The sequence below is a fragment of the Clostridium sp. JNZ X4-2 genome, assembly GCF_054889485.1.
The window spans coordinates 2,927,647-2,940,395 of sequence record NZ_CM142685.1 but is presented as its reverse complement, the minus strand read 5'-3'; the positions used below and the strand labels follow the sequence as shown (position 1 = coordinate 2,940,395).

12 protein-coding genes and 2 pseudogenes are annotated in these 12,749 nt (G+C 34.0%); all 14 read left to right on the top strand.

Annotated features, from left to right (window positions below; genetic code table 11):
• The first annotated feature begins 86 nt into the window (after positions 1 to 86).
• The 14 genes and pseudogenes from ACYUJ6_RS14115 (at position 87) to ACYUJ6_RS14050 (ending at position 12,692) form a co-directional block, all read left to right on the top strand.
• Positions 87 to 980: a methyltransferase domain-containing protein gene (locus tag ACYUJ6_RS14115; RefSeq protein WP_461843347.1), complete on the top strand. Its 894-nt coding sequence runs from the start codon at positions 87 to 89 to the stop codon at positions 978 to 980.
• Between the two features lie 270 nt (positions 981 to 1,250).
• Positions 1,251 to 1,550 carry a hypothetical protein gene (locus ACYUJ6_RS14110; protein WP_461843346.1) on the top strand — a complete coding sequence of 100 codons (300 nt, stop codon included), beginning with the start codon at positions 1,251 to 1,253 and terminating at the stop codon, positions 1,548 to 1,550.
• 38 nt (positions 1,551 to 1,588) lie between these two features.
• Positions 1,589 to 1,767: pseudogene (locus ACYUJ6_RS14105) on the top strand (acetyltransferase); the annotation flags it as partial.
• A 40-nt stretch (positions 1,768 to 1,807) separates the two neighbouring features.
• Positions 1,808 to 2,338 (top strand): GNAT family N-acetyltransferase, encoded by a 531-nt coding sequence (locus tag ACYUJ6_RS14100; RefSeq protein WP_461843345.1) that lies wholly within the window; start codon positions 1,808 to 1,810, stop codon positions 2,336 to 2,338.
• A 144-nt stretch (positions 2,339 to 2,482) separates the two neighbouring features.
• Positions 2,483 to 2,848, top strand: a complete 366-nt coding sequence (locus tag ACYUJ6_RS14095; protein ID WP_461843344.1) for a DUF4180 domain-containing protein — start codon at positions 2,483 to 2,485, stop codon at positions 2,846 to 2,848.
• Between the two features lie 181 nt (positions 2,849 to 3,029).
• Positions 3,030 to 4,154 carry a radical SAM protein gene (locus ACYUJ6_RS14090; RefSeq protein ID WP_461845520.1) on the top strand — a complete coding sequence of 375 codons (1,125 nt, stop codon included), beginning with the start codon at positions 3,030 to 3,032 and terminating at the stop codon, positions 4,152 to 4,154.
• 30 nt (positions 4,155 to 4,184) lie between these two features.
• Complete coding sequence (locus ACYUJ6_RS14085) at positions 4,185 to 6,077, top strand: sigma 54-interacting transcriptional regulator (protein WP_461843343.1); 1,893 nt, start codon at positions 4,185 to 4,187, stop codon at positions 6,075 to 6,077.
• A 473-nt stretch (positions 6,078 to 6,550) separates the two neighbouring features.
• Positions 6,551 to 7,807 carry a 3-isopropylmalate dehydratase large subunit gene (locus ACYUJ6_RS14080; protein ID WP_461843342.1) on the top strand — a complete coding sequence of 419 codons (1,257 nt, stop codon included), beginning with the start codon at positions 6,551 to 6,553 and terminating at the stop codon, positions 7,805 to 7,807.
• A 4-nt stretch (positions 7,808 to 7,811) separates the two neighbouring features.
• Positions 7,812 to 8,312, top strand: a complete 501-nt coding sequence (locus tag ACYUJ6_RS14075) for a 3-isopropylmalate dehydratase small subunit (RefSeq protein WP_461843341.1) — start codon at positions 7,812 to 7,814, stop codon at positions 8,310 to 8,312.
• Positions 8,313 to 8,387: 75 nt separating this feature from the next.
• Positions 8,388 to 8,603: pseudogene (locus tag ACYUJ6_RS14070) on the top strand (NAD-dependent malic enzyme); the annotation flags it as partial.
• A gap of 174 nt (positions 8,604 to 8,777) precedes the next feature.
• Positions 8,778 to 9,740, top strand: a complete 963-nt coding sequence (locus ACYUJ6_RS14065; protein WP_461843340.1) for an AEC family transporter — start codon at positions 8,778 to 8,780, stop codon at positions 9,738 to 9,740.
• A gap of 324 nt (positions 9,741 to 10,064) precedes the next feature.
• The gene (locus ACYUJ6_RS14060; protein ID WP_461843339.1) at positions 10,065 to 10,988 is read left to right on the top strand and encodes a GH25 family lysozyme; all 924 of its coding nucleotides are present in this window, start codon (positions 10,065 to 10,067) and stop codon (positions 10,986 to 10,988) included.
• 106 nt (positions 10,989 to 11,094) lie between these two features.
• Positions 11,095 to 11,712 carry a hypothetical protein gene (locus ACYUJ6_RS14055; RefSeq protein WP_461843338.1) on the top strand — a complete coding sequence of 206 codons (618 nt, stop codon included), beginning with the start codon at positions 11,095 to 11,097 and terminating at the stop codon, positions 11,710 to 11,712.
• A gap of 404 nt (positions 11,713 to 12,116) precedes the next feature.
• Positions 12,117 to 12,692 (top strand): TetR/AcrR family transcriptional regulator, encoded by a 576-nt coding sequence (locus ACYUJ6_RS14050; RefSeq protein WP_461843337.1) that lies wholly within the window; start codon positions 12,117 to 12,119, stop codon positions 12,690 to 12,692.
• Positions 12,693 to 12,749: the final 57 nt, after the last annotated feature.

Here is a 12,749-nt window from a genome sequence, read left to right as displayed (position 1 = left end):
AATCATTCATTTGCAGCCTTTTTTATGTTGAATGGTCATTTTCAAGAATTCACATCAAATTTAATAAATGAGGTGAATTTGAGAATATGTGCATAAATAATATTAAGAAAAAAGATAGAATTAGAGAATTGATACAAAACAATAATAATTTATTTAAATGTCCTATATGTGATGGGGCAATGGTTATGAATGATTTTGGAAGCTTGACTTGTGATTTTAAACATAACTTTGATTTATCTAAAAAAGGTTACCTGAATTTATTAGTATCAGGCAAAGCTCCTGTATATTCAAAGGAATTATTTGAAGCAAGACATAGAGTTTGTGAAGCTGGTTTCTATGACCCTTTGATTGATGAACTTACGGAAATACTTGATGAATACAAAAAATCCAGGGACAATAAAAAGATAAAGATTTTAGATACAGGATGCGGTGAAGGATCCCACATTTACAGTATTTCTCAAAAGCTTAAAGAAAACCAGGGCAACATTTATGTAGGAGTGGATATTTCAAAAGACAGTATAAACATTGCTGCAAAAAACAACGCTGATATTATTTGGTGTGTGGCAGATTTAACAAGGCTGCCTTTTCAAAATAAGAGTTTTGATGTTGCACTAAATATTTTATCTCCAGCTAATTATGGTGAATTTGATAGAATATTAAATGATAGGGGAATTGTTATAAAAGTGGTTCCGGGATCTAGTTATCTTAAAGAATTACGTAAGATAATTTATATTGACAAGGATATTTCTGACTATTCAAATAGTAAAGTAATTAATTATTTTAAGCAAAAGTTAGATGTTGAGGATATCCAAAATATCAACTATAAATTTGATGTCAATGAGGGGCTTTTACCGTATTTCATTAAAATGACACCATTAACTTGGGGAAAAGGTACTGAAGAGTTAAATGATTTATATAAAAAGAATATATCTTCAATAACTGTAGATTTAGCATTAATAATTGGCATTAAGAAAATATAAACTGATCTTCAATACAAATGATTTTAAACAGGGAAGAGGGCATTTTGATTTCTCCTAAGGCGAAAATGGGCTATTTTGTACAAAATGGATATAAATATAACCGTGATCAAGTAGTAGTGAAGTTTATACAAGATGACTGTGATTACAATGTTTCCGAAATACGTTCTGTTTTAGTATCAATGGGTTTTTTACAGAATGATATTAGTAAAACATTCTGCTTTGCAGAAAGGGTTAAGCGAATTTTTTATGTTTGAGGCAGGTTTCTCTTTAATGTTTGCTGAGAATAATATAGATAAAGATGATGTATCCTATGTTTGCGGTCATTGCTTTCGAAGCATATCTTCTCTTAATCAAGTCTTATTTGCAGTAAACAGAGAATACTGTATAAATGAAAAAAAGGCTGTTAAGATGATTGAAGAGTTTAAAATCAAGCCAAGTAATTACAAGGAAAGGGTCGATAAGGTTATTTCCTTAATATCAACTGATGTAAATTGTACAAGAAAAGGAATAGAGATTCTTAAAAGACTAGTAAATGAGGTTGAACACTTGAAAGAAGCCAATATTCAATGACGAGACCAGATAAGAAAAAACTTTAGCCCAATGAAAATATAAAAACGGTTTGCGATATAAGTAGTCTAACCTAAAAGACCCAATGTTGAGATTGGGGAATACACTTATTATAGGGATAATAAAAAGTCTCCAGAGAAATTCTATGATAATATACTATTATGAATTCTTGGGTGATAAACTCATAATAGGCAAGTCCTGTGCAATTGCAGAGGGTATATGGTATAAATAAAAATTCTATGTAAGGAGGATATTTAGGGATGGATATAATTATAAGACAGGAAACTGAAAAAGACTACAAACTTTCCGAAAAAGTGGTAGAAAAAGCATTTGAAAATGAAGAACACAGTGACCATAGAGAGCAGTTTTTGGTAGCTAAATTGAGAAAAAGCGATGTATTTATACCGGAGCTTTCTCTTATTGCCGAAGTTAACAAAAAAATTGTAGGTCATATCTTGATGACAAAGCTAATTATTAAAGATGGTGAAAAGGAATACGAATCGTTGGCACTGGCTCCTGTTTCGGTTTTGCCTGAATATCAGAATAAAAGTATTGGAACAGGCTTGATTGAGGAAAGTCTGAAGCTTGCGGAAGAAATGGGCTTCAAATCTATAATTGTTCTTGGACATGACAGGTATTATCCTCGATTTGGATTTAAACCTGCAAGTACATGGGGAATTAAAGCACCGTTTGATGTACCGGATGAATCGTTTATGGCATTGGAACTTGAGAAGGGAAGCCTTGACAACATTAAGGGAAGGGTGGTTTATTGTAAAGAATTTTTTGAGTAAGATAACCTGTGTCACCGCAATAAAGAATTCTGTCATGTACTTTTCGTTCTGCAAAATCCTAACGAAATAAATATACGCATAAATCTTATATATAAGTCAACATTAGAGATAAAAATCAAAATTTATGAGGAGGAAAATCCCGTTATGAATATAAAGAAAATTACTGCCAATGGCAGTGAGATAGCCATTGTTAACAGCAATGAGGTTCTGATTTCAGATGTGCAGTCAGCACTGGATTTCATGATGTCTGTAAATTATGAAACAGGAAGTCATTCTATTGTAATAAATAAAGAAGCTGTGATTGAGGATTTTTTTGTTTTAAGCACAAGACTTGCTGGTGAAATTTTGCAAAAGTTTATCACTTACCAGTTTAAACTTGCCATTGTCGGTGATTTTTCCGTCTACACAAGCAAGCCACTGAAAGATTTTATATATGAAAGTAATAAGGGAAGAGATATTTTCTTTGTATCTTCCGAGGAAGATGCTGTTGATAGATTGAAAAAATTCTAAAGTGAAACTAGCTTGGTATTTTGATATTGAGCTGTTTTTTTATGTGATGCTAGTATGAAAAGAGTGAGTCAAGGAGATTTTTTATGTGGTTATGAATTATATTGGAGCTTATAATTGCCATGCAGCAAAAGAAAGAGTTAGAATTAGAGCTGTGAAAGGCAGACTTAGAGGAGGATATATTATGAAGATTTCAAAGAAAGATGCGCTGAAGTGGTTTGAATTTTTTTCAACACTGCCTGAGGAAGAGGAAATTATGACGAAACAGCAGGAAATAGTTTACTCTGCCTTTGCACAAATTGAGGCGGCCATCGATTATAGAAATGATACGTTAATGTCGAAAATTAAAGGATTGAAAACTTTGAAGAATAGAACTTTTTTTGTGGGAAATGAAAGTAAATTTCCCCAGGGGTGCCGTTCCTGTCTGTTGGGTACTGGTTTGAATGCAATCAGGAAAACCAACAAGTGTAATATGGAGTGTAAGTTCTGTTATGATTATGGAGAACTGAAAGATATTCCACCAATTGGCGAAGGTATGTGGGAAATTGGTGGCACAAGATTTTATGACAAGGATATTGATTTGCTTCTTTCCATTCAGAAGAAACCCACTGGCATTTGCTATGTTTATTTAGAGCCGTTTATGGAAATTGAAAAATACTATCCGGTAATAAAAAAATTTAGTGATGCTCAAGTTCATCAACATCTGTATACAAATGGTATTTTAGCTAGACCGGAGACATTGAAAGCATTAGGTGAAGCCGGTCTTGACGAGATACGTTTCAACCTGGGTGCTTCTGAGTGTTCGGACAAAGTGATCCAAAATATTGGAACAGCGAAAAAATATATTAAAAGTGTAGGCATTGAAACTCCAATGACTCCTGAGTTTTTCCAAACTTTTTTTAGGAAAAAGCAGGCCATATTGGAGACAAAACTTGATTTTATCAATTGTGCAGAATTACATTTAAATGAGAATAACATAAACAATTATTATGGGGAAGACATGTATATTTCCAGGCAGGGCTACATATCTCCAATTTGGAGCAGGGAATTAACTCTGAAGTTCATGAAAATAGCCGATGAAGAAAAGTGGGATTTAGTAGTTCATGATTGCTCAAACTATACAAAATTTGCCAGGGATTTAAACTTGAGCAGCAAGGAGGGTAAATGGTTCGGAGCCAGCAATTATGCCTGTGAGTTTTCCAGGATTCCATATGAAGCATTTTTACCAATACTGGGTGATGACAATTTCAAGTTTTTAAGTGAAGAAGAATTGCCTGAGGGCTATAAACCGGGTGAGATGATTTTTTAGAGGGCTTTATCATTAAGGGGAGGATGAAATGTGAAACCTATTTTAATTATTGCTCCACATTTTAAAATTGAATATACAGCTAAAAAAGTAGCTGCCCGTTATAATGATGTAGATGTAAAACTGGCATTATTGAATCAATCAATTAAAATAGCTAAGCTGGCGGAAAAGGAAGGTGTAGAGGCTATAATATCCAGGGGAGGTACTGCTTCTATTATTGAAAATACTGTTCAATGGGTACCTGTAATTAAAATGGAGGTTTCACCCTATGATTTGATAAATGCTGTGTACACCGCCAAAAAATATGGACCCAATATTTTTATTATTGGATTTCAAAATATTATTGAAGGAGTTGGCTTATTAAGAAAAATTTTAAATGTAAATATACACATTTATTATATCAACGATGAGCAGGATGGAGAAAGATACATAAAAAATTTAATTAATTCCGGTGAAAAAATAGATGTGATTCTTGGAGGAACAGTTGCTGAAAATCTGGCTTTGAAATATAATATTCCCACTGTTTTATTAGAAACCAGTGCTGTAACAGTGGATTCCAGCATCAAAGAAGCTGGAAGAATTATAAAAAGTACACGCAAAGAAAAACAAAAAACGGAGCAATTTAAAGCAATTTTAAATTATATCAGTGAGGGCGTAGTTTCTATAGATGATACTAAAAGAGTTATTACTTTTAATTCTGCCGCCGGTAAAATACTGGGTATTCCCATTGAAAAGGCCATTGGACATCCAGTTGATGAATTAATACCAAATACAATGCTTCCTGAAGTTTTGAATAAAACCGAGTCCGAACTAGGACAGCTGTTCCAAATTGGAAAAACCCAGATTGTCACTAACAGGGTACCTGTTATTATAAATAACAAAACAGTTGGGGCAGTAGAAACATTTCAGCATATAACTAAAATTCAAGAGTACGAGAAAAAAATCAGGGGTAAGCTCTTATATAAAGGCAATATAGCTAAATACAGCTTCTCGGAAATCATAGGTGAAAGTGAAGCTTTAATTAAAACTAAAGAGAGAGCAAAGATGTATGCTGGTACCGATAGTACAGTATTGATTGTGGGGGAAAGTGGAGTTGGCAAAGAGATGTTTGCACAGGCAATACATCTGGAAAGCCGGAGGAAAAAAGGACCTTTTGTGGCAGTAAACTGTACTGCAATATCTCAAAACCTATTGGAAAGTGAACTCTTTGGATATGATGAAGGGGCATTTACTGGAGCTAAGAAAGCAGGTAAAGCGGGGCTTTTTACTGAAGCTCATGGTGGAACCATATTTTTAGATGAAGTTGAGGATATTGATATTGAATTACAGGGTAAATTGCTGAGAGTGATTCAGGAAAGAGAGGTTAGGCCGATAGGCTCCAACAGAGTAATTCCCATAGATATACGTATAATTGCTGCCACTAATAAAAATCTTTTGATTGAGGTTGAAAAGGAAAAATTCAGAAGAGATTTGTATTACCGGCTGGATGTTTTGAGATTGAAAGTGCCTTCTTTAAGGCATAGGGGGAAAGATGATATTAAACTGCTCAGCAGCTATTTTGCAGATAAAATTTCATCCAGGTACAATAAAAAATCAGTTAAAATCTCAAAGGATGCTTTAGATAAACTGCAGCATTATCATTGGCCTGGAAATATAAGAGAGTTGGAAAATATAATTGAAAGTCTTGTGGTGCTAAATGATAGTGTGATAACTGGTGAGGCCGTAGAGAAAATAATAGATGAAAAGCTGGAAGGTAAAAATTGTAAATACGAAGAAAATAATTTTGACTATACTGATAACCTGGAGGAAGTTAAGAAGAGGCATATTTATAAGGTTTTAAATGAATGCAGGGGAAACCACACTTTGACAGCCAGCAGACTGGGAATCAGCCGTACACAATTGTGGCGCATTTTAAATGACAAGTAGAAGTGAAATTGGGAATATGTGCTGCATTGGGACTGTTTAGTTTTCCATAGGTGATGTTTTATTTAATCCATAGATTTTAAAGCAAAAGCAGCTGTTACATTATGTAATATATAATTTCATAATGTAACAGCTGCTTTTGCTTTAGCTGATTATTACAGATAAAGTGAAATAATTGTATATAAATATGGTGTTGACTGTCATTCAATTCTTGTAAATATTGATATTGCTTGATTTTAAAATGCAATTCTATATAAAAATTATGTAATTTACTTTTACTTAATGCTAACTTTATTGTAAGAAAAATAAGTAAACGACAGCTTTATAAAATTTTGGCATGATTGTTGCTGTTATAAAATAGTGTAATCATTTACGGAAGTAAAAAGGCAGATCAATTACATCATATACTCATACACTGTAGTTTTATCTGCCCAAAACTTATCCAGTTTATTAAAAAATTTTAAGGAGGAAAACAGATGCATGCTATTGAAAAAATTTTAGCTAAAGCTGCAGGAAAAGATAAAGTAGAAACAGGAGAAATAGTTACCTGCAAAGTAGATTTTGCTGAAATTAACGATCTTTATCTTCAGACGGTATATTCTTTTTATGAAATGGGGGGTGAGAAAGTCTGGGATAATGAGAAGGCAGCTTTTGTATTTGATCATTATGCCCCGGCACCAACTATACAGACTGCTCAAAATCATAGTGAAATGAGGGCCTTTGCTAAAAAACAAAACTTAAAATACCATTTTGATATTAATAAGGGGGTCTGCCATCAGGTTATGCCTGAAGCCGGGCTGGTTTGGCCGGGAATGATTCTTGTTGCAACAGATTCTCATACTACCACTCATGGAGCTTTTGGAGCTTTTGCCACAGGCCTTGGAGCTACAGATATGGCAACGGTATTGATTTCCGGAGAAATTTGGTTCAGAGTGCCTGAAATAATAAATATACAAATAAATGGACAACCTCAAAAAGGAGTTTATGCAAAAGATGTTATTCTCTATATACTTGGAAAACTTAAATCAGATGCAGCAGTATATAAAGCAATAGAATTTACGGGAAGTTATATTGATGATCTAGGCATAGCGGAAAGAATGACCATATGTAATATGGCTGTGGAAATGGGAGCCAAGACAGCCTATATGAAACCAAATTATAAGGTTTTAGAGTATTTAAAAGAAAGAACAGATAAGAAATTTGAGATTCAGGAAACAGATGCTGATTTTGAATATTCAGAGACCCATGTTTTTGATATAAGTAAGTTATCTCCACAGATTGCAGTACCTGACAGTGTTGACAATGTCTATCCTATAGAGGATGTTAAAAAAGTAAGTGTCAACCAGGCCTTTATAGGATCCTGCACAGGAGGAAGATTGGAAGATATAGAAGAAGCGTACAAGGTTCTTGATGGCAGGAAGATAAATACTGATGTAAGGCTCATTATTATACCGGCATCAACAGAGATATATCAAAAAGCAATGAAGCTTGGGTATGTACAATCTCTTATGGCTGCAGGGGCAACTTTTACGGCAGCTGGCTGCGGCCCTTGTTTAGGAACTCATGAGGGACTCATTGCAAATGGTGAAGTATGTATAACAGCTACAAATAGAAATTTTCCAGGACGTATGGGAAGCACAGGAGCCAAAATATATCTTGCTTCACCTGCTAGTGTGGCTGCTGCAGCGTTGACCGGTAAAATTACTGATGTAAGAGAAGTATTGGGGAGGTAGAAAAATGTTAAAAGAAATAACAGCAAAAGCTTTTGTCTATGGGAAAAATATTGATACAGATCAAATATATCCTGGAAGATATTTGGAACTTGTAAAGCCTGAGGATATAGCAAAACATTGTATGGAAGGAGTAGATCCCACGTTTAGGAAACGTATGACTTCCGGAGATATTATAGTTGCAGGAACAAACTTTGGATGTGGCTCCAGCCGGGAACATGCAGCTATAACATTATTGCATGCCGGTGTCAGTGTAGTACTTGCTGAATCATTTGCCAGAATTTTTTTCAGAAATGCAATAAACCTGGCTCTTCCGCTGATGGTGTGTCCGGGAATAGGTGGAAGAGTAAAAGAAGGCGATGTTCTTGATGTAAATCTTGTTAATGGAGTAGTTTTAAATAAAACTGCCGGAACAAGTATAATAGGTGAAAAACTGTCTGAATATACTATGAATATTCTGGAGAATGGTGGAATCAAGCCTTTATTCAAAAAAAGGTTGAGAAAATGAATAAACAAATATAATTTAGTAGTTTGCTGAGAATTTAATAGATAAGGGGGAGAATGGCTGCCTTCAATAGGATAAATATATTATGGTGAAATAGAAGTTGTCGGAACTATGCCATTGAGAAATAGTGATGATTTGGCGTTAGCATATACACCAGGTGTAACAGGAACATGCCTGGAGATTGCGCGGGATAAAGAAAAGGTGTATGATTATACAATAAAAGGGAAGACAGTAGCTGTAATTACTAATGGAACAGCAGTACTCGGACTTGGAAATATAGGACCGGAAGCAGGTGAAGCATACACAATAATATTCAGTCTTGAATATAAGAAATAGCGGGGAATGAGTGTAAATTTGTGTAAAATCAAATCTATATTCATTCCTAGTATTTGTTCAAAATTTGATTTGTGTGAGTATATTATAAAAGTTAATTTTTTAAAAACGTTGAAATATGATGGGGGATACAATATGTCTATTTTTATATACATATTAGGAAATAATATTATACCTATTTTTATATTAATTGGATTAGGATTTATAATAAGCAAAAAATTTGCTCTAAGTGTGTTTACGCTCAGTAAATTGAATTTTTACATATTTGTACCTGGATTTATATTTTATAATCTTTATACAACCAATTTATCTTACAGTATGCTTATGATCTTACTTTTTTGTATAGTGAATCTAATAATCAACGATTTAATAGCTAGAGTTATTTCCAAAATTCGCAAATATGACTTAAGTCAGGAAAATGCCTTTAAAAATTCCATTATGTTTAATAATACAGGAAATATAGGTGTATCTCTTGTTACTCTTATTTTTGGAAGTGCACCTTTTGTAATTGGCGGCAAGACACCATATCTGGGCCAAGCCCTTACAGTGCAGATTATGATTCTTGTGTTTATGAATATTACAATGAATACGATTGGTTTCTACAATGCTGGAAGAGCTAATATGAATATAAAAGATTCAATGCACCAAATATTTACCATGCCATCTATATATGTAGTACTCACTGCATTGCTGCTTAAATACACTCGAATTGACATAACTACAACACCGTTATGGCCTGCAATTGAATATATAAAGGGCGGACTGGTGCCAATATCGTTGATAACTTTGGGGGCTCAGCTTTCAAAGACCAAATTTGATCTTAGAAACAGTAATGTAAATATGGCAGTTTTTACCCGTCTTATTATAGGCCCTGTGCTTGCATTAATCTTGATACATGTATTTAGGTTTAAAGGGGTTATTGCACAAACGGCATTTATATCTTATTCGGTACCAACAGCTGTCAATACAGCCTTAATTGCCGTTGAATGCAATAATAATCAAGATTTTGCATCTCAGGAGGTAATGGCATCAACTATTTATAGTGCTGTTACACTTACATCAGCCATATACATAGCCAGAATTTTATTTCCCGTTTAATATACGTGTTGCAAAGAAAAATTCTGTGCCGCTGACTGTAGGTATGTAAAGAATTCACCTTGGTTAATTGATGGAATTGGAGAAGGTTAATTAGTAGAAAGAGTTTTGGAGAAATCTGAGACTTTTTTTTAATGTAGAAAATTAAGGAGACTATAAATGAGCTGATATTATAATGCTAAACTATGCAAGGAGGGGCACAGGCAGATAACTGAGACATTTGACCAGTATGATAGGAGATTGAATGAATATTCCAACATCCTGGCCGAAATTGTTATTGGCAAGTTTTTAAATTCAACAATATATTGAAAGCAAGGAGGTAATTTTATGTTGAAAGGTATCGATATAAGTAATTTAAATGGCAATGTAGATATGAACCTGCTCAAGAATGCAGGGTATCAATTTGTGTTTTGCAGGGCAACAGAAGGAACTTCCGGTTCTGGTTCAAGAGATGAAAAATATCATCAAAATATAGAAAATGCAAAGAAAGCAGAGCTTTTGACTGGAGCGTACCATTTCTCGCATTTTGCAGATAAAGCCAAAGAACTGACCGAGATAGCTAATTTTCTGGATTTCATAAAAGGTACAGATCCCGATATTGTTATACTTGACTGTGAAAACAGCTGTACCGGGAATATGACAGACTTATGTGTAGACTTTCTGGACAAAGCATCTAAGGAAGCACAGCCTTTGTTCTACGCAAATCCAAGTTGGATAAAGGCACATTTAAATTCGAGGATAAATGAGTATCCTCTGTGGATTGCCCATTATGGTGTTTCCAAACCAAGTTTTACTCTATGGGATAATTATTCAATATGGCAGTATACGGATAAGGGCAGGATATCTGGTATAGGCGGTTATCTGGATTTAAATTATATGACTGAGGATTTTTACAAGAGTCTGAGTGATACAAGACAGTTAAATCCACTTATAGAACAAATTAAAGCTTTGCAGTATAACCTTAATGTAGATTACAATGCAAAACTTGATATGGATGGAATGGCAGGAAAAGCAACTATGGCAGCATTAAAGGGAATACAAAATGTTATAGTAAAAGGGCATAAGTCTTATGTGATTCTCTGGATTCAACAAAAATTAGAAGGCTATGGGTATTTACAGAAGGATTCCTATACACCTATGCTCTATGACGAGCCGACTTTCCAGGCAGTAACTAATTTACAAAGGGCATGGGGAAGGCCGATAGACGGAGTATTAAGAATAGAAACCTGGAGTATTTTTCTGAACAACTAAAAAATAATTACAAGAATTTTTTAAATTTCCTTTCCTATATTTGAAAAATGCATATATATTATATGCGAATAAAATTATCATAAAGAAATAATGGAGGTAATATAAAATGTGGGATTTAAGCATACTATTTACAATTATAGGACTGGCTGTAGGAGTAGGAGCAGCAGTATTGATTCTCCTGCCATATTTTAAGAAGAAGGGTGTTGATACCGGGGAAGTACTGGAGAAAGTTGAAACTGGACTTCAGGAAGTTAAAAAGTATACAGATGCGGCAAAGGCACTGGTACCCGGCAATAAATTTCTGAATGTCTTAAGTATCATTGAGCACTATGCAGAAATAGGTGTCGGACAAGCTCAGCAGCTTAGTATATCTTCACAGCTTCCGGCAGATCAGAGGAAAAAGAGTGCGGAAGATTATGTATACAGTGTGCTTCAAAAACTTGGTATAGAAATAGATGACAATGTAAGAACAATAGTCCAAGGAGTAATTGAAAGCAAGGTATATGAGCTCAAAAGTCCAGAAGAGAAAAAGTCAGCTCAGCAGACGGCGGCTCAAGCTCAAATATCACAGCTTCAAACTCAAACTTCACAGCTCCAAGCTGAAAGAGACAAACTACAACAGGAAAGTGAAGAACTGAAAAAGAAAATTACTGATATACAGAGTACTGTGGCACTTGCACAGGGTACAGCCAACACGGTGACTCCAGTACAGTCAGCTCAATAATCTTAACCCCAGGTGATTAGTCTGGCCTGGGGTTTACTATTCCTTCTTGTTAAGCAGTTAAAAACAAATTAGATACTGAGCATGTCTATACTAATAGAGCAGGTTTAAAAGGTATTATTATTCACTCAAACAGATGCTATCGTAAGAATTATTGCATTAAGGAAATGAGGTGAAGTATAATAAGCCGATTCACAAAATAATCATGGTATTTAAATGGGTATAATAAAACAAAGAATATAGTAAATTGAAGTAGTTATCTGGTGGCGAATAAAAAGCTAGAGAAACAAGAATTTTAATTTTGGAGAATCTCTAAATTAAAAGTATGTTGACATACAAGGAAAATAAATATAAAATACAAATAAATAAATGTTTATTTATTTGTATTTTTTGGATGGTGATATGAAATGGCTAGAATTGCAGACCCTAAAAAAATGGATAATATCAAGAAAGCGGTGATGGAGTGTATAATAGATTACGGCTATTCAGGAGTATCAATTGCTTTAATTTGTGAAAAAGCAGGAGTTTCACCTGGATATTTGTACAGGTATTATAATAGTAAAGAAGAATTGGTACAGGAATTGGTGGATCTGGAAATGAGCGCAATAGTTAATAGTTTTATATCAGATATTGATTCTTCTGATACGATGTATGAAGCCGGATATAAAACAATAAAGAAATTATTTATGAATGCAAACAAGGAACCCATGCTGGCAAAATTTGATGCTTCAGTTGTAATGGATCTAAAAATACTGACTAAAGAAAGATTTAGCAGTATCTTAAATTTGGCAGAAAAATGTATTGAGTTGGGGAAAAAAACAGGTGAAATTAAATCCAATATAACTGCTGCGGAGGTATTGGTTGTGTCTTTTACAATTCCATTTAGGTATCTATCATTTGCATTGGAATTAGAAAATAATAAAAAATTTACAGAAAAAGAAGCTAAAAGAATAGCGGAAATATGTATTAATGCATTAAAATAGTTTTTTGCTTCATTAATGAATGAATGTTTATTTATCAATGAAGCAAAAAAGCAGTAA